We start from the raw sequence: 19,907 nt of genomic DNA, 5'->3' as shown, positions 1-19,907 counted from the left end.
CTTCCGCTTTTGAACTGAAAGGAGCCCCACCATGACCATCCGGAGCCGGACCGCGCGGCTGGACGACGCCTCGGGAGAACTCGCCCTCTCGCTGGCCAAACTCGAGCTGGAGGCGGCGCATGGAACCCCGAACGCGGACGAGCAGCTCGACTTCGTCCGGGACCTCTCCCGGGTCGCCGTGGAAAAGCAGATCCGCCCCTGGCGCCTGCGGGCCGCCCAGGCCGCGATCCTCGGCCTGGCCTGCCTGGCCGGGTCGGCCGGCCTCCCCACGCTCTGGCCCCAGGCCCCGGGGGAGGCGGCACCCATCCTCCTGGGCCTGGCCGTCCTCTTCCTGCTCCTGGCCGGGGCCTGCCTGACGGTCTATCTCCAGCGGAACCGCCGGGAACACCAGTGGCTGAGCCGGAAGGAAGCGATCATCCAGGCGGGCCGGACCATCCTGGATGAGCGGGCCTGAGCAGGTTCCCGCGGTCCCGCAGGTTGTGACCCCTGCACCGAATTCCGCCCGGGGCCCTGGAAATCGTGATAGGAAGAAAGGCGAGGTACGCCGATGCTCTTCCTGGTCTTCTATTTCATCCTCTTCTCGATCCTGATCTTCCAGGGCACCCATGTGGCCGCGGAGGTGAAGAACCCTCTGGGCACCCTGCCCGAAGAGGTGGGCCAGGCCCCCATCGCCTCCGCCCGCTGGGGCCTCGCCCTCATCGGAACTGGCCTCCTGGGCGTCCTCGTCGGCCTGGCGGGCTTCTGGTGGACCGGTCTGGCGGCCCTCCGCACGCCGCTCTTCTGCCTCGGCGGCTCCGTCCTCGTCCTCTTCGCCCTCTGGGTCATCTTCCTGGGCCGCAAGGCCGAGTTCATCGGCAAGCCGACCATGGCGGATGACCACGGCCACCACTGAGGTCCCGCCCGGCACCTCAGACAACCCCAAAGAGACAAAGAGAAAGGCGGCCCGGAGGCCGCCTTTCCCATGGTTGAACGGTAGATTAGAGCTTGACGACGTTGGTCGCCTGGGGGCCCTTCTGGCCCTGGGCGACTTCGAAGCTGACGCGCTGATTCTCGTCCAGCGTGCGGAAGCCGCCACCCTGGATGGCGGTGTGGTGGACGAAGAGGTCAGCGCCGCCCTCATCGGGGGTGATGAAGCCGAAGCCCTTCTCGGCGTTGAACCACTTGACGGTGCCTTGAGCCATAACTGTTTCCTGCAGAACGTCTGGTTGATGGTGATGCGATGACTTTCCCCAGACAAGGCCGTCATTGCGTTCGTGAGGTCCGCCCCTGGCGGGTCACGCCAAACAGCATGACAGGATTGCCGCCGTCCACCGCTTTTTTATGTGGAGGGGTTCCGATTTTTCAGAATCGGACCACGGCCCCCAGCCCGACCCCCTTCCGGTCGAGCTCGAGGTCCAGGTCGTCCTTGATGGAGCCCTTGGGCACGTCGAGCCGGCCCCCTTCATAGAAGGCGCGGAGTCCGAACCAGCTCACCGGGTAGATCCGGAGATCCGCGCCGTAGAGGGTGTACTTGGCGCTCTTGTAGCCCAGGAAGTGGACGTAGGCCTTGGCCTCCACGGCCCCGTTGTAGCCCCGAGACCCGCCGGACAGCCCGATCTGCGGGACGGGGGCCGTGACCCGGATGTCCGATCGGGAGGGCGCGCCCACCGCCGGCGCGCTGGTGGCGTCCAGGTCCACGGTCCAGGCCTGCATCCCCAGGTCGAAGCCAAGCCAGGTGTCCGCGTCCTGGAGGAACTTGATCGTCCAGACGCCGTCCACGCTGGCCAGCTTCAGGTGGGACACGACCCGCGTGCCGGCGGTGTACGAGGTTCCATCCACCGTGACTGTCCGGCTCACGATGCGGTCACCCCGGTACTCGGCGGATCCCTGGGAGAGCTGGAAGGCGAAGCGGGGACCCTGGTAGTCCAGGAAGAAGCCCGGCGTGGTCTTGTCCTTGCCCAGGCCCAGATCCCCCTCGAGGTCCACGGCAATGGGCTGGCCGTCCTGGGTGCCCTGGAAGTGGCCCGAGAGGGTGGGGCCGTAGCTCTGGAACCCCAGGCTCCACGTGCGCTGGAACCCGGCGGGGCCCGCGTTCGGCGCGCCCAGTTGGGCGAAGGCCATCGTGGAGCACAGCGAGAGGGCGAGGGGCAGGATCCGCATGGCGCCTCCAGAGGGGGTGGCCCATCCTATCGTCCTCCGCCCCGGGAGGCCCGAAGATTCAGACCTTCGCCAGCTTCCGGTAGGCCTCCAGGAAGTCCTTGGGCTGGGGCAAGATCTCGTCCTCCAGGGCCGGGTGGTAGGCCACCCAGGTGTCCTTGGCGGCCAGGCGGCGCACCGGGGCGTCCAGGTGGAAGAACAGCTCGTCGGCGATGCGGGCGGCGATCTCCGCGCCGTAGCCCCAGCTGAGGGTGTCCTCATGGGCCACCAGCACGCGGTGGGTCTTCTTCACCGTGCGCTCGATGGCGGCCCAGTCGTAGGGGCTGAGGGTGCGGAGGTCGATGATCTCGACGGAGATGCCCTCCTTCTCGGCCTCCCGTGCGGCCTGGACCGCTCGGTGGACGGTGTTGCCGAAGGTGATGACGGACAGGCTGGCACCCTCGCGCACGGTGCGGGCCTTGCCGAAGGGAATCATGAAGTCCGGGCCGGGATCGTTGCCCTTGTTGTGGGTCTGCCGGTAGAGGTGCTTGGGCTCCAGGAAGAGGACGGGATCGTCGCAGCGGATGGCCGTACGCAGCAGGCCCGCGGCATCCAGGGCCCGGCTGGGGCACACCACGCGCAGGCCGGGGATGTGCGTGAAGATGCTCTCGCCGCACTGGCTGTGGTAGGTGGCGCCGCCCATGAGGTAGCCGGCGATGGGGACCCGCACCACCACGGGTGCCTTGAAAGCTCCGTTGGAGCGCCAGCGGATGGTGGCCAGCTCGTCGCGGAGCTGCTGCATGGCGGGCCAGATGTAGTCGAAGAACTGGATCTCCACCACGGGCTTGAAGCCCCGCGCGGCGAGGCCGATGGCGCGGCCCACGATGGTGGCCTCCGCCAAAGGCGAGTTGTAGACCCGGTGGCTGCCGAACTGCTTCTGGAGGCCGTGGGTGGCCTTGAAGACGCCGCCCTTGCCCTTCACTTCGTCCAGGATCTCCGCCCGGCTGGCGTCGGCCACGTCCTCGCCGAAGACGAGGATGCGCGGGTCCCGCGCCATCTCGTGCTTCAGCGTGGCGTTGACGAGGTCGATCATGGTCTTGGCGCCGGTGGTCTGGTCCCCCGCGGCGTCCTCGGTGTCGAAGGCCGCCGAGGTGGGATCCACCTCCTCGCTGTAGAGGTTCCGGTAGAAGCTCCCGGATTCGGGCTTCGGCGCGGCCTCGGCCTCCTCCCAGGCTGCGTCGATCTCGGCCTGCACCTCCTCCTTGAGCATCTGGAGCTGCTCGGGGGTGAGGTCACCCCAGGCAAGGAGCTGGTGGGCGAAGATGGCCACGGGGTCACGCTGCGCCTCGGCCTCCCGCTGCGCCTTGGGCTTGTAGAGCTGCTCGTCGTCGGAGAGCGAGTGGCTGTAGGGCCGGATGACCTTCGCCCGCACCAGGGCGGGCCCCTTCCGGCTGCGGGCATGGTCCGCCGCGGCCTTCATGGCCTCGAAGCTGGCCAGGGGATCGCAGCCGTCCACACCGTCGATGATCTTCAGCCCGTGGGCCTCGTAGCCCTGGAGCAGGGCCGCCACGTTGCCGCCGGGGTACTGCACCTCGCTGGGCACGCTGATGGCGTAGCCGTTGTCCTCCACGAGGAAGACCACGGGGGCCTTGAGGTTCACGGCGTTGCTGATGGCCTCCCAGAACTCGCCCTCGCTGCAGGTTCCGTCCCCGGTGGTGACCAGGACCACCTCGTCGGGCTTGATGCCAAGCACGTCCTGGAGGCCCCCTTGCCCGGCCCTCAGCACCGCCTCGGCGGCGCCCACGGCCTGGAGGAACTGGCTGCCCGTGGGGCTGGAGGTGGTGAAGATGTTGAGCCTCGGGTTGCCCCAGTGGCTGGGCATCTGCCGGCCGCCGCTGGCGGGATCCTCCACGGAGCCCACGGAGCCCAGGAACATCTCCCGGGCCGAGTAGCCCAGCCCATAGGCCAGGGCCCGGTCCCGGTAGTAGAAGAAGAACCAGTCGTGGCCGGGCTTGAACACCATCGAAGCCGCGGCCTGGATGGCCTCGTGGCCCACGCCGTTGATCTGGAAGAAGACCTTGTTCTGGCGTTTGCCGGTGATCTCCTTGTCATCGATGCGGCGCGCCGCATAGATCGTGCGGAAGAGGCGGACGCGCTGCTCCCGGGTCAGGGTCGTGGCGGGCGCGGACAGGTCGGAACGGGCGGCCAAAGGCACTCCTCTCAAGGGGTTCTGGGCCATCTGCGGCCCCCCAATCTAGCACAGGGGATCCCGGTCCCGGGACGACCCGTCTACGCCAGTCTACCCCGGGAGCCACCGGGCATATTCCAGGGTATGACGCAGACCAGTGCAGATCAATAAGTGATCCACGGGTCGATAAATCGCCGCGCCAGTTCTTATGGATAGAATGGGCCCTTTGCGAGTGGTCCATGTCCCTGACGCCTTCCGAGATCCGCGCCATCCACGACCTGCCCGTCCCGGAGCTGCTCTACCGGGCGGCCACGGCCCACCGGGCCCACTGGAACGCGGAGGAGATCCAGTTCTGCACCCTGGATTCCATCAAGACCGGCGCCTGCCCCGAGGACTGCGCCTACTGCCCCCAGAGCGCCCGCTACCAGACCGATCTCAAGGTCGAGCCCCTCAAGGACGTGGCCAAAGTGCTGGCCGGGGCCGCCGAGGCCAAGGCCAGCGGCTCCACGCGCTACTGCATGGGCGCGGCCTGGCGCGAGGTGAAGGACGACGCCAACTTCGACGCCGTGCTCGACATGGTGCGCGGCGTCTCCGGCATGGGCATGGAGGTCTGCGTCACCCTCGGCATGCTCGACGAGGCCCAGGCCCGGCGCCTCAAGGCCGCCGGCTGCCAGGTCTACAACCACAACATCGACTCCAGCCGCGACTTCTACGAGACCATCATCCACACCCGGAAGTTCGACGAGCGCCTGGAGACCATCGCGGCCGTGCGCGCCGCGGGCCTGGAGGTCTGCTCCGGCGGCATCGTGGGCATGGGCGAGACCACCGACCAGCGCATCCACTTCCTCCAGGAGCTGACGGAGCTGGAACCGGCTCCCGAGAGCATCCCCATCAACCAGTTCGTGGCCGTGGACGGCACGCCCCTGGCCGGCGTCCCGCCCCTGCCCCCGCTGGAACTGGTGCGCATGATCGCCACGGCCCGCATCCTCTTCCCGAAGAGCCGCATCCGCCTCAGCGCCGGCCGCACCCAGATGAGTGACGAGTTGCAGGCCCTCTGCTTCTTCGCGGGCGCCAATTCCATCTTCACCGGCGAGAAGCTCCTCACCACGCCCAATCCCGGCGGCAGCCACGACCACTGGCTGCTGAACGCCCTGGGCATGCGGGTGGAGGGCGCGTCCGTTAAGCTGTAGTCATGCAGCTCATCGAAGATCTCCGCGCGGAACACGACCTCATCGAGCAGGTGCTGGGCTCCCTCCGCGCCTTCGTGGCGGCCCGCCTGGGCGGCCAGGGCGACCCGGCGGACGGTGCCCGCTTCATGGCCTTCTTCCGCCGCTTCGCCGGGGATTTCCACCACGACAAGGAGGAGCAGGTGCTCTTCCGCGCCCTGGCCGAGCGGGCCGAGCTGCCCCCGGACCGCGGGCCGATCCCCGCCCTCACGGACCAGCACCGCCGCATGGCCGGCCTGCTGGACGGCTTGGAGGGCCTGCTGGGCGCCCCACTTTCGTCCGCCGAGGACCGGAAGCGCGTGGAGGAGCTGGCCGTGGACTACAGCCGCTCCCTCTGGCGGCACATCGACGCCGAGAACTCCGTGATGTTCCCGGAGGGCGAGGAGCGCCTCCGGCGCTTCCATGTGCGGGACCTGCCCTCCCGTCCCCCGACCGAGGCGGAGGCCGCCGCCCGGGAGACGGGCCTGGCCCTGCTGGCCGCCTACCCCCCCCTGCACGACGCGGAGGTCCATCGCGGCGACGGCTGCATCGCCTGTCCCTCCTTCGGCACCACCTGCGAGGGCCTGGAGGTGGAGTGGTGGACGGACCTCGAGTGGGAAGAGATGTGGGAGCGGCGGCAGGACGAGTAGGGGATCCCCGGAAGGGAAAAATGGGATTGTGCCCCTCCAGGCCGGGGAGTAACTTGGCGCACCTTCCCAACCTCAGGAGAAGCTCATGTCCGATCCCGAGCCCCACGTCCCCCAGAAGGCCCCTTACCAGGTGGAGGTCGAGGCGGGCAAGACCTACCACTGGTGCGCCTGCGGCCTGAGCAAGAACCAGCCCTTCTGCGACGGCTCCCACAAGGGCGGGCCCTTCACCCCCATGGCCTACACGGCCGATGTGACGGGCACGAAGTGGTTCTGCGGCTGCAAGCACAGCGGCACCAAGCCCATGTGCGACGGGACCCACAAGAAGCTCTAGAGTCCCTCGGGAACCTGGACCTGGGCCTTCAGTCCCGCGCGGATCCGCCCCTCGGGGTTCGGCACCAGGATCCGGATGCGGATCTTGCCCGTGGCATCGGCGCAGGGATCCACCAGGACCACCTCCCCCTCGACCCTGGCGGCCCCTCCGGCCTCGGGGACGAGCACCCGCACCTTCCGCCCGGGGACGAGCCCCGCCAGGGAGGACGGATCCGCCGCACACTGGATCAGCACCCGGCTCAAGTCCATGAGGCGGAACAGGGGCTGGGCCCCGGAGACGGCCTCGCCTGCGTCGCGGTAGCGGGTCACCACCACCCCATCCATGGGTGCCAGGATGGTGCGGAGCCGGACCTGCTCCGCGGCCGTCTCGTACTGGAGCCGTGCCAACTCCAGGTCGATGCGCGATTCCAGGGCCCGGGCCTCGGGGATGACCTTGCTGTCGTAGAGGCGCTTCGCCCCCTTGGCCTCGAACTCCCGGCGCTCCAGGAGGGCCTTGGCCCGCTGCATCTCCAGCTCCTCCAGCTTCCCGTAGAGCAGGGCCAGGGCCTGGCCCGCCTTGACCGCCTCACCCTCCTTCACGCGCATCTCCGTGATCTGGCTCGAAACCGGCGCGCTGACCTCCACCTGGCGGAAGGGGAGCACCTGGCCCTCGAGCAGGGCCCCGGCCTGGGCCGGAAGGGCCCCGAGGATCAGCATGGAGGCGGGCAGGAGAAGGCGGAGGGACATGGGGCGCTCACAGAGACCCCTCTATCCTGTCACCGCCGGGCCCTCACTTGATCTTGAACGTGAACTTCCCCTCGTGGCATTCCAGGCATTTCACCACCGGCGGCCTGTGCTGGCGGTGGCAGTCCGTGCAGGGATAGGGCTCGTGGGGCGGGACCTGGGGGGCGGCGTGGGGATTGGGCTTGGCGTCCTTCGTCAGGGCCTTCATGGCCGGGTAGTCCCCGTGGCACACCATGCAGGCCTCGTCCGGCACCGCTGCCGTGGTGGGCTTCTCCTTCTGGTGGCAGTCGTGGCAGATGAGCTTCGCCTTCACATGGGGCGCCGGCAGCGGCCGCTCCTGCCCGGCGCAGACCCCCGCCGCCAGCAGGCTGGCCAGCCCCAGAGCTGCGATCCGACGAGGATTCATACGCCCTCCCGTCCCATCCCGAAAGAATGACGACCATCATATCGCATTTATCGGAAGCCCGGCGCTCCCGCCTGGAAGCCTCCTCCTCCCACGGGTAAACTGATCCATTGGGCTGGCCGCTCCAAACGTTGTTGCGTTCATATCTCCAAATCGGCAAAGCCGATTTGGAGCCAGGAAAGGCCAAGGCAAAGGATGGCGATGCGCGAGATGGACAAGGCATTCGATTTCAGGACCGCGCAGACGCGCTGGTACTCGGTCTGGGAGGGCGCCAGGGCCTTCGAGGCGGCCCCTGCCAGTGGCAAGGAGCCCTGGTCCATCGTCATCCCGCCGCCCAACATCACGGGCAACCTGCACATGGGCCACGCCCTGGTGAACACGCTGCACGACGTCCTCACGCGCTTCAAGCGGGCCCAGGGCTATGACGCCCTGTGGGTGCCCGGAACCGACCACGCCGGCATCGCCACCCAGATGATGGTGGAGCGCCAGCTCAAGGCCGAGGGCACGGACCGCCACAAGCTGGGCCGCGAGGCCTTCGAGCAGCGCATCTGGGACTGGAAGGCGAAGAACCAGGGTGCCATCGAGCACCAGCTCAAGCGCCTGGGCTGCTCCGTGGACTGGACCCGCAACCGCTTCACGTTGGACCCGGCCCTCAACAAGGCCGTGCGCAAGGTCTTCGTGGAGAGCTACAAGGCCGGCCGCATCTACCGCGGCCCCCGCATGATCCAGTGGGATCCCGCCCTCCAGACGGCGCTGAGCGACCTGGAAGTGAAATACGAGGAACGCAAGGGCAAGCTCTGGTACCTGCGCTACCCCCTCGCGGACGGCAGCGGCGAGGTGGTGGTCGCCACCACGCGGCCCGAGACCATGCTGGGCGACACGGCCGTGGCCGTGCACCCGGACGACGAGCGCTACCAGGGCATGGTTGGCAAGCTCATGGACCACCCGCTCACGGGCCGCCAGATCCCCGTGGTGGCCGACAGCTTCGTGGATCCCGCCTTCGGCACGGGCTGCGTGAAGGTGACGCCGGCCCACGATCCCAACGACTTCGCCGCAGGCCAGCGCCTGAAGCTCGACTCCATCACCATCATCGGCTTCGACGCCAAGATGACCGAAGCCGCGGGCACCTATGCCGGCCTGGACCGCTTCGAGGCCCGCAAGCGCGTGGTGGCGGACCTCGAGGAGCAGGGCTTCCTGGTGAAGGTGGAGGACTACACCCACAAGATCAGCCTCAGCGACCGCAGCGGCGCCGTGCTGGAACCGCTCATCAGCGAGCAGTGGTTCATGGATGTGAAGGAGGCCGCGGCCCAGGCCCTGGAGGCCGTGGAAACCGGCGCGATCCAGTTCACGCCGGAGCACCACGTGGCCGTGTGGAAGCACTGGCTCACCAACATCCAGGACTGGTGCATCAGCCGCCAACTGGTGTGGGGGCACCGCATCCCGGCCTGGACCTGCGCGGGGTGCGGCGAGCTCCATGTGGAGATGGAGCAGCCCTCCACATGCCCCGCATGTGGAGCAAAGGAACTGATTCAGGACCCCGATACGCTGGACACGTGGTTCTCGTCGGCGCTGTGGCCCTTCAGTGTGTTCGGGTGGCCGGACGAGACGGAGGACCTGAAGCGCTACTACCCCACCAGCGTGCTCATCACGGGCTACGACATCCTCTTCTTCTGGGTGGCGCGCATGGCCATGGCGGGCCTCACCTGGATGGGCGACGTGCCCTTCCGCAAGGTCTACTTCAACAGCCTGGTGCGCGACGCCAGCGGCCAGAAGATGTCCAAGACCAAGGGCAATGTCATCGATCCGCTCGAAGTGATGGAGGAGTACGGCACGGACGCCCTGCGCTTCGCGCTCTCCATCATGGCGGCGCCGGGCACGGACATCGCCATGAGCCCCGCGCGCCTCGAAGCCTCGCGCAACTTCTGCAACAAGCTCTGGAACGCGGCACGGTTCGTCCAGATGAACCTCGGAGAGGACATCTCGCTGACAACCCATGCGGAATTCGGCGAAGCCGAATTCTGGATGTGTGGACGGCTGAGGTCTGAGCTCTCCGCGGCCACCGAGGCCATCGAAGCCTTCCGCTTCCACGACGCGGCGGAGCGGCTCTACCACCTGGTCTACGACGACTTCTGCGCCACCTACATCGAGCTGGCCAAAGTGCAGCTCCAGAGCGGCACCGCCGCGCAGAAGGCGGCCATCCTGCACTTCCTCGACATCCTGCTGCGGGCCCTGCATCCCTTTGTTCCTTTCCTCACCGAAGAAATCCATGAAGCCGTAATCGCGCAGCGATTACCTACCTCAGAGCCAGCTCTGCTGGCTCTGAGGGCATGGCCCGCGGGCGAAAAAATCCTCCAAACCCAGGGCGGGGACGCCACGCTGATCCCCCGCTTCCAGGAGGTGCTCACGGCCTTCCTGCGCCTCAAGGCCGAGCAGGGCGTGGATCCCGCCAAGCGCGTGGGCGCCTTCTGCTCGCTCCTGGAGCTGGCGCCCTTCGCCGATGCGCTGAAATCCATCGCCCGCCTGGAATCCGTCACCTTCACCCAGGACGACCTGGCCTCGCCCACCCGGGCCGTGGCCGTGGTGGCCGGCGGCGCCGTGGCCCTGGAGCTGGCGGGCCTCAAGGATCCGGCGGCCGAGAAGGCCAAGCTGGAGAAGGAGCTGGCCAAGCTGGAGAAGGAGCTGGAGCCCCTCCGCGCCCGCCTGGCGGACGAGAGCTTCGTCACCAAGGCCCCCGAGGCCGCCGTGGCCAAGTTGCGCGGCCAGGCTGGGGAGAAAGAGCAGCGCCTGGCCCAGGTGAAGGCCCTGCTGGGCTGATCCGACCGCCCCGCCCTGCTAGGCTTGAGCGATGACGAAGACCTACTACGCCGGCCAGGATGTGGACGCGCCCTGCGGGCGCTGTGGCGGGGAGACCCGCCACCAGGTCCTGACCGTGACCAACGGCGTGCCCGACAAGCTCATCTGCGGAAACTGCCGCTCCGTGCACAAGTTCCGCGCGGCCAAGCCCGAGCCCCTGCCCCGCGCCCCCCGCATCCCGGCGGCGGCCAAGGCCGGCGGCCCGCGGCCCGGCTCGCTGGTGGCCCAGTTCCAGGAGGCCGTGGCCCGGGAGCAGGGCGGCGCGCAGGCCCGGCCCTACGCCATCACCGAGCGCTGGGAGGAGGGCGCCTGGATGGACCACCCCGCCTTCGGCCTCGGCCGTGTGCAGCGGCGCCTGGGCCGCAAGGTGGACGTGCTGTTCAAGGACGGCCTGAAGACCCTGGTCAGCGCATGACCCAGGCGCCGCTCCTCGAAACCGCCGCCCCCGCCCTGCGGGAGCTGCGCTTCGCGGTGCTGGACCTGGAGACCACGGGCGGCAGCCCCAAGGCCCGCTGGGGCAAGGACGGGCGCTTCATCCAGCCCTCGGAGATCACCGAGGTGGGCATGGTGCGCCTCGCCGGCCCCGTGGTGGAGGACCGCTGGTCCAGCCTGGCCGCCATCCAGGGGTTCCTGCCGGAGGAGATCCAGCGCCTCACGGGCATCAGCCTGCCCATGCTGGCGGGCGCGCCGCCCTGGGAGCAGGTGGCCCTCAAGCTCGCGCCCAAGCTGGAAGGCCGCATCTGGGTGGCCCACCACGCCCCCTACGACGGCAGCTTCCTCAAGGCCTGGCTGCCCGAGGGCATCTGGCGGCGCCACCGCCTCGTCTGCACGCGCCTGCTGGCCAAGAAGCTCATCCCCGAGCTGCCCCGCCGGAGCCTGGCGGAGCTCTGCGAGTTCCTCGGCATCACCAACACCCGGGCCCACCGCGCCCTCCAGGACGCCGAGGCCACGGCGGAGGTCCTCCAGCGCCTCATGCAGCGCGCCGAGGACCGGGGCATGGACGGCGAGGCCTTCCTAGCGGCCGGCGAGGTGGCCTGGGCGAAGGTCTGACCTACTTGATCGCCTTCTTCGCCTTTTCGGCGGAGGCCTTGGCGTAGTAGGCGCAGACGCCCTTCTTGGCGTCGGGCTCGAGTCCCAGGACCTTGATGGCGTCCTTCAGCTTCTTCTCGGGCACGCCCAGGTCCTTGGCCCAGGCCGCCGCCGTCTTGAAATCCTCCGCCATGGCCAACCTCCGCATCAGCTTTCCGCCGACCCGGCCATGGTAGCGGATCGCCGCTACACTCCCGACATGGATCTCACCCGCTTCCTCGACCTCGTGCGCCACCAGGGCTGGCAGGGCGCATCCCTGTGGGCCGTGCTGCTGGCCCAGGCCCTGCTGTGGGTGGGCCTGGTGCGCCTGCACCTCTCGCTGCATCGGGAGGAGGCCCCCTGGGAGGAATGCATCGGGAAGATCCGCAGCGCCTTCCTCCGCAAGCTCAACGGGGAAGAGGAAGTCCAGGAGCTGAAGGTCCACCGCTACGCGCCCCTGGTGGACCAGCTGCTGGCCCTGCACTTCACGGAGGAGAAGAGCGACCGCTTCGACCGCTGGCTGCTCCTGCGCTGGAAGGTGAAGGAGGGTCTGCGTCCCTACTGGATCCGCTGGGGCTACCTGATCATCGCCTTCGGGGGCGTGACCTGGTACCTCCAGGGCCTGCGCCTGGACCTGGGCACGGAGGCCCTCAAGCGCACCCCCGTGGATCCCCGCCTCCTCTGGATCTGGCTGGGCTACGCCATGATCCTGGCCTGGAAGATCGTGCGCCTCCACGGCAACCTCGAGCGCGTCCAGCGCAGCCTCCTGCTGCCCCGGCGGGACGAGTGATGGCGCGGGAAAAGACGGGTTCTCACCACCAAGGCACCAAGACACCAAGAAAAACAGAAGAGCGTTCTTTTGTCGTTCTTGGTGCCTTGGTGTCTTGGTGGTGTTCAGTTTCGTTTCAGATGGTGCACCTACATGCCCGGTCCTAGGCGCGGTGAGGCGGCCCGCCGCCTGGGCCTGCGCGCCGAGCGGCTGACGCTCTGGCTGCTCTGGGCCCGGGGCTGGGACCTGGTGGCCTGGCGGCAGAAGCTGGGCCGCTACGAGCTGGACCTCCTCCTGAGCCGGGGACCGGAGCTGCGGCTCCTGGAGGTGAAGGCCCGCCGTGCCGGGGCCTGGGTGGGCGGCGACACGGCCCTGGAGCCTGAGCAGCGCCTCCGCCTCCAGCGGGCCCTCCGGACCTGGCTGGACCGGGTGCCCTGGCCCGGGGCGGTGAGCTTCCAGCGCGTGAGCTGGGCCGGCCTCCGGTGCCGCTTCCACCCCCCCGAGCGCTGGGATGCCCTGAAGATCCACTCCCCGACCACCGAGAGCTGACCGCTGATAGCCGACAGCCGACAGCCGACAGCTGACAGCTGATAGCTGATAGCCATCTTTGGCACACCCCTCGCCCCCACACCCATCGGGTGTCGGTATGTTGACCTTCCAGGACTGTCTCCTCCCTTCGCAGGCCCACCGGGTGGGCCGGCCGGACCGGGCTGTCGACCACGCCCTGGGGGCCACATGAACGGCCAGCCGGCCTCGCGCCTGCGCACCCTTCCCCTGGGCCGGGGCGCCGGGGCGCCGCTCTTCGCCGCCCGGGTGGTGGCCATCACCTCCGGCAAGGGGGGCGTGGGCAAGAGCAACGTCACCGCCGGGCTCGCCATGACCCTGGCCAGCCAGGGCCAGCGGGTGGTGGTCATGGATGCCAACTTCGGCCTCTCCAACCTGGACATCCTCCTGGGCCTCTCACCGAAGTACACGTTGGAGCACGTGTTGCGCGGGGAGAAGGTGCTCGAGGAGATCCTGCTGGAGGGCCCCATGGGGGTGCAAATTCTGCCCGCCAGCAGCGGCATCCAGGAACTGACCCGCCTGGACACCCTGACGGAGCTGCGTCTGGTCCAGGGCCTCCAGCGGGTGGCGGAGACGGTGGATTGGCTCCTGATCGACACGGCGGCGGGCATCCACGAATCGGTCCTCAAGCTCCTCCTGGCGGCCCAGGAGGTCCTGCTGGTGGCCACGCCCGAGCCCACGAGCCTGGTGGACGCCTACGCGATGGTGAAGGTGCTGCACCTGCGGGAGCCCTCGAAGCCAGTGTGGCTGCTGGTGAACAACGGCCAGAGCGCCGAGGAGTGCCGGGAGACCATCGATCAGCTCCAGGAGGCCACGGAACGGTTCCTGGGCAAGCGGCTCCAGGTGCTGGGCATGGTCCCCCACGATCCCCACGTCCTCCAGGCCGTGCGCCAGCAGCGGGGGGTGGTGGACCTCTACCCCGGCAGCCCCGCGGCCCGGGCCCTCGGGGCTGCCGTCAAGCAACTACTGGGCCAAGGATCCTTGCGATACGATGACTTTGCTTCATTCTGGAAGGTGCCCGCACCCGGTGATGCCCCCTAGGAATCCGCATGGTCTCCCATCCTGATCAGCCTGATGGTCCCGGCCCGTCGCTGGACGAGGTGCTGGCACAGACGGTGGCGGCGGCCCCGGCGGCCCTCCGGCCCTGGGCGGTCCTCCTGGCGGCGAGCGAGCGGGAGCGGGCCGAGGCCACCGCGGAGGCGGACGCCGGGACAGACTCCGATGCGGATGGCGAGCCGGCGGAGCCCTTCGACCGGGAGAACCGCGAGCAGATCATCAAGGACTACGTGCCCCTGGTGAAGTTCGTGGCCCACCGCATCGCCGCGCGCCTGCCGGCCCACGTGGAGCTGGACGACCTCATCAACAGCGGCATCCTGGGCCTGATGGACGCCATCGAGAAGTTCGAGCCCACCCGCAACATCAAGTTCAAGACCTACGCGGAGCTGCGCATCAAGGGCGCCATCCTGGACGGCCTGCGGGACCTGGACTGGGTGCCCCGCAGCCTGCGGCGCAAGAAGAAGGACATCGAGAACGCCTACCACCTCATCGAGCAGCAGAAGGGCCGGGCGGCCACGGACGAGGAGGTGGCCCGCCACCTGGGCATCCCCCTGGACGAGCTCCACCGGAACCTCGACGAGCTCAAGGGCGTCACCCTCGGCACGTTCATGGAGGCGGGCGAAGACGGCGAGGGCGAGAGCCTCATCAGCTTCGTCCCGGACCCGGACGCCGAGGACCCCCACCAGATCTTCCAGACCGCGGAGATCAAGGAGATCCTGCGGACGGCCGTGGAGGGCCGGCCCAAGAAGGAGAAGTTCGTGGTCCAGCTCTACTACTTCGACGAGCTGACCATGAAGGAGATCGGGATCCTCCTGAACATCACGGAATCCCGCGTCTCGCAGCTGCACACCAAGGCCATGCTGCAGCTCCGGAGCAAGCTCCTGGAGCAGCAGATCCGGGGCTGAGGGCCCGGACGCGGCACCGGCGCCACACCTGTGGTCCTCCCGGAACCGCAGGGCGTGTGCCTCCCGCCACATTGGAGGCCCGCCCCCCGCAGGCTATGGTCGAGGTGATCGGATCGGAGTCCCCCATGTGCGGAATCGTCGGATACATCGGGCAGCAAGGTGCCGCGGGCATCCTGGTGAACGGCCTGAGGAGCCTGGAATACCGCGGCTACGACAGCGCCGGCGTGGCCCTGTCGGATCCCGCCGACGGGTTCCGCATCATCCGCGCCTCGGGCAAGCTGGCGAACCTGGCGGGCAAGGTGGACCTGGCGGACGCCGCACCCCTGGGCATCGGCCACACCCGCTGGGCCACCCACGGCCGGCCCACGGAGGAGAACGCCCACCCCCACCGCAGCGGCGACGGCCAGGTGGTGGCCGTCCACAACGGCATCTTCGAGAACTTCCTGGAGCTGCGCGCCGAGCTGAAGGCCGCGGGCGAGACCTTCCGGTCCGAGACGGACACCGAGTGCTTCCCCGTGATGGTGTCCCACCTCATGAAGCGGGGCCGCTCCTTCCCGGAGGCTTTCCGGGAGGCCGTGGGCCGCATGGAGGGCATCTACGCCCTGGCCTGCCTCCAGGCCGGGGACAAGGACCGCATCCTGGCGGCCCGCAGCGGGCCCCCGCTGGTGCTGGGCCTGGGCGAGGGGGAGACCTTCCTGGCCTCCGACGTGGTGCCCCTCCTGCCCCACACCCGCCGCGTGGTCTTCCTGGAGGATGGCGACCTGGTGGAGCTGACCCGGGACGGCGCCCGCATCTTCCGCCTGGATGGCAGCGAGGTGCAGCGGCCCATCCACACCATCCCCTACGATCCCATCGCCGCCGAGAAGGGCGGCTACAAGCACTTCATGCAGAAGGAGATCTTCGAGCAGCCCCAGGCGCTCTCGAACACCCTGCTGAACCGGCTGCCGCTGGATGCCGAGCCCATCCCCCTGGACCTCCCCTTCACCGACCAGGACCTGGCGGGCCTGAACCGCATCCACATCGTGGCCTGCGGCACCAGCTGGCACTCGGGGCTCGTGGGCAAGTTCCTCATCGAGCAGCTCAGCCGCGTGGCCGTCGAAGTCGACTACGCCAGCGAGTACCGCTACCGGGAGCCGGTCATCCAGCCCGGCACCCTCCTCATCGGCATCACCCAGAGCGGCGAGACGGCGGACACCCTGGCGGCCATGAAGGAGGCCGCCGCCCGCGGCGCCCGCACCCTGGCGGTCTGCAACGTCATGGGCTCCACCGCCACCCGCCAGGCCGAGGCCACCATCCTCACCCACGCCGGCCCCGAGATCGGCGTGGCCTCCACCAAGGCCTTCACCACCCAGCTGGCGGTGCTCACCCTGCTGGCCCTCAAGCTGGGCGAGGCCAAGGGCACCGTGGATCCCACCCTCAAGGCCGAGCTGCTCCAGGGCCTGCGGGAGCTGCCGGCCCACCTGGAGCGCCTCAACGGCCTGGAGCCCCGGATCATCCAGTGGGCCCAGCGCTGGAAGGAGGCCCAGGACTTCCTCTACCTGGGCCGGGGCCCCTGCTACCCGATCGCCCTGGAGGGCGCCCTCAAGCTCAAGGAGATCTCGTACATCCACGCCGAGGGCTACCCCGCCGGCGAAATGAAGCACGGCCCCATCGCCCTCATCGACAAGAGCCTGCCCGTGGTGGCCCTCATGCCGAAGGACGCCCACCGAGAGAAGACCCTCAGCAACCTCCAGGAGGCCGCCGCCCGCGACGGCCGCATCCTGGCCCTGGTCACCGAAGGGGACACGGGACTCAAGGGCATCGCCGAGGACGTGCTGGAGCTGCCCGCCGTCCACCCCTGGCTGGCCCCCATCGTCTACGCCGTGCCGCTGCAACTGCTGGCCTACCACATCGCCGTCCTGCGCGGCTGCGACGTGGACCAGCCGCGGAACCTCGCGAAGAGCGTCACCGTCGAGTAGCCGGAGCCGAAGTTCCAGGAAAGTCACGGCGCCCGCCGGGGCCCGGCCCCACCTTCATGGTGGACGGGTGTCCCCCGGATGGAGGCAGCCATGGCCGCCCACTTCCTCCGCCGCCACGACTTCGCGCACGATCCCTCGCTGGACTGGCTGCTGATCCTGGCCGGGGCCCTGTTCGCCTGGCTCTTCTGGCCCGCCACGCACCATTGACCGCGCGGCCGGGCCGGTCGTGATGGCGCCGGCGGGCCGCACGACCCATGTTTGGCATGGACCGTGGTCCCCAGGATTGGAGGTCCCCATGACCCTCCGCGCCCATCCCCATCCTCATGGTCATCCCCACTTCCACCCCGAAGCCCCCCTGGCCCGGTTTGCGCTGGACCATCCCTACGCCGGCGAATGGGCCCTGGTGACCCTCGGCACCCTCGCCGCCATGCTGCTCTGGTACTGGAACCGCTGACCCCCACCCCGCCTGGAGGCTCGACAACCGCCCCCGTTCCGCTACCATGGAGCTTCGCGCTGGCGCGTAGCTCAGGGGTAGAGCACTACCTTGACACGGTAGGGGTCGGCGGTTCGAGACCGCCCGCGCCAACCAAGACAGGCCGCCGAAAGGCGGCCTTCCCATGTACCCCAATCGGGCGGTCTCGGACCGCCGAGAAAGTCCGGCGGGCAGGTAGGGCCCCGCTGGAGGCGCTCCAGTGGAGCGCCGGAAGCGATCAGGGCCCGTGCCCAGCCGGACGCATGGTTCGAGACCGCCCGCGCCAACCACATACCCCAAGAAAGCCAGGATCTACTGATCCTGGCTTTCTTCTGTATGACCTTCGAGCCAAAATGAAGTCAAAAACACATCCACGGGCTTCGGCGAATGGGAGCGGATTCCAAATTTGAAATCGACATAGGGATCGTTCGACAGCTAACCAAGCCCTCAGACAGAAACATCGAATGATTTAGTCAGCGTAGGGAGCGTTCCTGCGGCTTAATTGGCCACCTCTCTTCCTGGGGGTCTTTTAAAGGACGGCTTACTGAGGCCACGGCTAGTCGAAGTCCTCTTGATCAAGGTTCTATCGGGGGGGGGGGGGGCGCCATATGTAGCAGCGGCGTACCCATCCTCGTTCATACCGTTCTGGCCAATGGGGTAAAGGGTAAAAGCACTATTCCAGTTCAAGAGATATTGCAAAACAAACAATCGTTGGCGACATCACAAGGAACATGTTGAAGAAGGCAGGTTTTATTTAGGCAATTAGAAAAATTTATTTTCTTTTTTAACGCTCAAGCAAACGTATCTGCGATGACTTTAAGTTCGTCAGCAACCAGTGTGCAAACAAATCTGAAATGATTTGCAAAATTTTCATGTTCTTGGATTACTTCAGCCACCAAGGCGTTAGCCTCTCGGCCTGATACATGGCCCTTGATTTTACTACGAATACGTTGTGTTGTACGCAACCCGATCAAGGTCCTGGCTGCCGCTTCCTTGTTAATCCCGTTTATGGCTGATTCCAACAAAGTAATCGTTTTATCCGCATCCTTATTAGAATAAGCAATACCAAGATTGCCGAGCTTTTCTCTAATTTTGACAACTTCGAACCCCTCGATAACCAATTTTGCGAGATCCATGAAGGCCTCTCCCCATTCATCCTTGCTATTAGTCAATGGGGTGCTTATTCGCTCGTACAGCCTCTCGTCACGAATTGTCCACCACGGCGAACAACCATCTTGCCAAGACCGAAGAGTCGAAATTATGGCTTCCAATGGATCTCTGTATGTTGTGAATTTTCCTTTGAAATCATTTATAAAGGCTCGTTCAGAAATCCCTACTTTAGGTTTCTCGTTGTACGATTGCCAGTGAAGTTGCTCAGAGTAAGGTAAATTGCGCAAATAGCAAATATAGGCAAAAACTTGACCCGCCTCGTTGACGTCATATGCCTTCAAATGCCATGCTGCACGGCATGTTATATCGCGTTCACCAACGGAATATTTTTCCTTATCTGTTTTATATTTAAGAATTACCTCGGGTTTGAAAAATGCCGGGGACAGTTCGAAAGGAAGTGAATTATTCTGAGCCTCGAAATAGTTTGTTGTATTACTTGGATTTGTTGATATAATAGTGATTTGAAGATTTCGCCAGTCATACGCTATGAATTCGACATATTTTTTATCTCGCCTGTCATCACGGAGTCCTTCAAAAACCAATCGCTTTGGACGTCGGGGAGTTATGAGCTGTATACCTGTGGTATAGGCGGCGATTCCGGGAACCACTTTTTGCCTGCATACAATTGGAGTGAATTTATTGATTACCTTCTCGGGGCCGTCAGGCCACGAAGTAAAACAGTCTCTTCTAAGAAGAGTGAAATCGAATCTACGGATCAGCGCCGAATCGCTGGCCGCCAAGTACTCTTCAAGAGGTCCCCATGTGAATGATGCGCATACAATGCCACCTCTATCACTAGAACCGTCCGTGATTGAAACAACATGCGAAAGATCACCACAGTCATCGAAATTACAATAGGCACGCTCCTCTGGCCTCCAATGAATGCCTGTTAAGTGAGTATACTCCTGATTTATCTCTAAATAGTTCCGATCGACACCAGCCCAACCTTCGAAGGTCCGCCGGAAAACCAATTGAGTTACACAATTCATTGGATCTCGTTCAATCGCGTCCATGCGACGTTCCAACCAAACGTCGTTACCACCCCCTCCCCATACATAGCTTGCAATCGGGGTGAAGGGTGTTCCATCCCAATGCAATAATTCTTCTTGACCCAGTGCCGCGAGCTGCCCATTGGGAATAATGGCAGCATGTATAAAACTGTATTCACTACTCGCGTAGATCACTATTTCATCTGAGGCGGCATTCCGAAGCAAGAACTCAAGATGATCTCCGGCCTCGATCCAACGAGAGAATTCATTGGGATCTGGCGGAAGTTGATCTAATCGTCTCAGATGCTCAATGATCTTCTTGTGCTCATAGCTAGGCAAGACGCCCTCCCCTTGAAGCATTGATCGCCGATCCCAAGACCGTAGAATCTGTGTAAGCCTATTGCATAGTCGTACGATTTTTGATTTGTAATATTTGATTATTCAATAAAAAATACAAGCGATATGGACAGGCTTGCGTAAAAATGATGG

The 19,907-nt window shown here is 66.1% G+C and carries 21 protein-coding genes and 1 tRNA gene; 15 read left to right on the top strand and 7 right to left on the bottom strand.

Features of this window, described 5'->3' with window-relative positions; translation table 11 throughout:
• Positions 1-31 precede the first annotated feature (31 nt).
• Both G398_RS0101750 and G398_RS0101745 read left to right on the top strand, forming a co-directional pair.
• Positions 32-454, top strand: a complete 423-nt coding sequence (locus G398_RS0101750; protein ID WP_026852312.1) for a hypothetical protein — start codon at positions 32-34, stop codon at positions 452-454.
• 93 nt (positions 455-547) lie between these two features.
• Positions 548-892 (top strand): hypothetical protein, encoded by a 345-nt coding sequence (locus G398_RS0101745; RefSeq protein ID WP_026852311.1) that lies wholly within the window; start codon positions 548-550, stop codon positions 890-892.
• Between the two features lie 85 nt (positions 893-977).
• Here G398_RS0101745 and G398_RS0101740 read toward each other — a convergent pair whose 3' ends face one another.
• From G398_RS0101740 to G398_RS0101730, 3 genes are all read right to left on the bottom strand, one after another.
• Positions 978-1,181, bottom strand: a complete 204-nt coding sequence (locus G398_RS0101740) for a cold-shock protein (RefSeq protein ID WP_026852310.1) — start codon at positions 1,179-1,181, stop codon at positions 978-980.
• Between the two features lie 160 nt (positions 1,182-1,341).
• Positions 1,342-2,139 carry a hypothetical protein gene (locus G398_RS0101735; protein WP_026852309.1) on the bottom strand — a complete coding sequence of 266 codons (798 nt, stop codon included), beginning with the start codon at positions 2,137-2,139 and terminating at the stop codon, positions 1,342-1,344.
• A 58-nt stretch (positions 2,140-2,197) separates the two neighbouring features.
• Positions 2,198-4,330 carry an alpha-ketoacid dehydrogenase subunit alpha/beta gene (locus G398_RS0101730; protein ID WP_342669687.1) on the bottom strand — a complete coding sequence of 711 codons (2,133 nt, stop codon included), beginning with the start codon at positions 4,328-4,330 and terminating at the stop codon, positions 2,198-2,200.
• A gap of 212 nt (positions 4,331-4,542) precedes the next feature.
• Here G398_RS0101730 and bioB point away from each other — a divergent pair, with 212 nt between their 5' ends.
• From bioB to G398_RS0101715, 3 genes are all read left to right on the top strand, one after another.
• Positions 4,543-5,493: a biotin synthase BioB gene (bioB, locus tag G398_RS0101725; protein WP_026852307.1), complete on the top strand. Its 951-nt coding sequence runs from the start codon at positions 4,543-4,545 to the stop codon at positions 5,491-5,493.
• A 2-nt stretch (positions 5,494-5,495) separates the two neighbouring features.
• Complete coding sequence (locus G398_RS0101720) at positions 5,496-6,158, top strand: hemerythrin domain-containing protein (protein ID WP_026852306.1); 663 nt, start codon at positions 5,496-5,498, stop codon at positions 6,156-6,158.
• Between the two features lie 85 nt (positions 6,159-6,243).
• The gene (locus G398_RS0101715; protein WP_026852305.1) at positions 6,244-6,489 is read left to right on the top strand and encodes a CDGSH iron-sulfur domain-containing protein; all 246 of its coding nucleotides are present in this window, start codon (positions 6,244-6,246) and stop codon (positions 6,487-6,489) included.
• On the opposite strand, the gene G398_RS0101710 is transcribed toward G398_RS0101715, so the two are convergent.
• Complete coding sequence (locus G398_RS0101710) at positions 6,486-7,214, bottom strand: efflux RND transporter periplasmic adaptor subunit (RefSeq protein WP_026852304.1); 729 nt, start codon at positions 7,212-7,214, stop codon at positions 6,486-6,488. The genes G398_RS0101715 and G398_RS0101710 overlap by 4 nt on opposite strands.
• Positions 7,215-7,257: 43 nt before the next feature.
• Positions 7,258-7,617, bottom strand: coding sequence for a cytochrome c3 family protein (locus G398_RS15450; protein ID WP_043483013.1), 360 nt, complete (start codon positions 7,615-7,617; stop codon positions 7,258-7,260).
• 198 nt (positions 7,618-7,815) lie between these two features.
• On the opposite strand from G398_RS15450, the gene G398_RS0101700 reads away from it, so the two are divergent.
• The 3 genes from G398_RS0101700 to G398_RS0101690 are packed head-to-tail and all read left to right on the top strand — an operon-like array spanning position 7,816 to position 11,517.
• Positions 7,816-10,428: a valine--tRNA ligase gene (locus tag G398_RS0101700; protein ID WP_052571131.1), complete on the top strand. Its 2,613-nt coding sequence runs from the start codon at positions 7,816-7,818 to the stop codon at positions 10,426-10,428.
• Positions 10,429-10,459: 31 nt separating this feature from the next.
• Positions 10,460-10,882 (top strand): hypothetical protein, encoded by a 423-nt coding sequence (locus tag G398_RS0101695; RefSeq protein WP_026852302.1) that lies wholly within the window; start codon positions 10,460-10,462, stop codon positions 10,880-10,882.
• Positions 10,879-11,517, top strand: coding sequence for a 3'-5' exonuclease (locus tag G398_RS0101690; protein ID WP_026852301.1), 639 nt, complete (start codon positions 10,879-10,881; stop codon positions 11,515-11,517). The genes G398_RS0101695 and G398_RS0101690 overlap by 4 nt, the downstream gene beginning before the upstream one ends.
• A 1-nt stretch (position 11,518) precedes the next feature.
• On the opposite strand, the gene G398_RS20945 is transcribed toward G398_RS0101690, so the two are convergent.
• Entirely contained in the window at positions 11,519-11,689 is a 171-nt protein-coding gene (locus G398_RS20945; protein ID WP_169720600.1) for a hypothetical protein, read from the bottom strand.
• Between the two features lie 36 nt (positions 11,690-11,725).
• Between G398_RS20945 and G398_RS0101680 the strand changes: the two genes are divergently transcribed.
• The 7 genes from G398_RS0101680 to G398_RS0101645 all read left to right on the top strand — a co-directional run bounded on the left by G398_RS0101680 (position 11,726) and on the right by G398_RS0101645 (position 17,376).
• Positions 11,726-12,325 (top strand): hypothetical protein, encoded by a 600-nt coding sequence (locus G398_RS0101680; RefSeq protein ID WP_157492242.1) that lies wholly within the window; start codon positions 11,726-11,728, stop codon positions 12,323-12,325.
• Between the two features lie 132 nt (positions 12,326-12,457).
• Positions 12,458-12,853, top strand: a complete 396-nt coding sequence (locus G398_RS15445; protein WP_052571130.1) for a YraN family protein — start codon at positions 12,458-12,460, stop codon at positions 12,851-12,853.
• 186 nt (positions 12,854-13,039) lie between these two features.
• A complete protein-coding gene (locus tag G398_RS15440; RefSeq protein WP_052571127.1) occupies positions 13,040-13,909 on the top strand; it encodes a MinD/ParA family protein in 870 nt (289 codons plus the stop codon).
• A gap of 8 nt (positions 13,910-13,917) precedes the next feature.
• Positions 13,918-14,829, top strand: coding sequence for a FliA/WhiG family RNA polymerase sigma factor (locus tag G398_RS15435; protein ID WP_052571126.1), 912 nt, complete (start codon positions 13,918-13,920; stop codon positions 14,827-14,829).
• A 125-nt stretch (positions 14,830-14,954) separates the two neighbouring features.
• Complete coding sequence (gene glmS, locus G398_RS0101660; RefSeq protein ID WP_026852299.1) at positions 14,955-16,787, top strand: glutamine--fructose-6-phosphate transaminase (isomerizing); 1,833 nt, start codon at positions 14,955-14,957, stop codon at positions 16,785-16,787.
• A gap of 295 nt (positions 16,788-17,082) precedes the next feature.
• A complete protein-coding gene (locus G398_RS20580) occupies positions 17,083-17,241 on the top strand; it encodes a hypothetical protein (RefSeq protein ID WP_157492241.1) in 159 nt (52 codons plus the stop codon).
• 60 nt (positions 17,242-17,301) lie between these two features.
• Positions 17,302-17,376: transfer RNA gene (locus G398_RS0101645), tRNA-Val, on the top strand.
• Between the two features lie 674 nt (positions 17,377-18,050).
• Here the strand turns inward: G398_RS0101645 and G398_RS15430 are convergent.
• Positions 18,051-19,757: a hypothetical protein gene (locus G398_RS15430; protein ID WP_043483092.1), complete on the bottom strand. Its 1,707-nt coding sequence runs from the start codon at positions 19,755-19,757 to the stop codon at positions 18,051-18,053.
• Between the last annotated feature and the right edge of the window lie 150 nt (positions 19,758-19,907).

The organism is Geothrix fermentans DSM 14018, assembly GCF_000428885.1.
GTDB classification, from domain to species: domain Bacteria; phylum Acidobacteriota; class Holophagae; order Holophagales; family Holophagaceae; genus Geothrix; species Geothrix fermentans.
The sequence above is the reverse complement of the archived record's forward strand: the minus strand, read 5'-3'. Positions and strand labels throughout refer to the sequence as shown.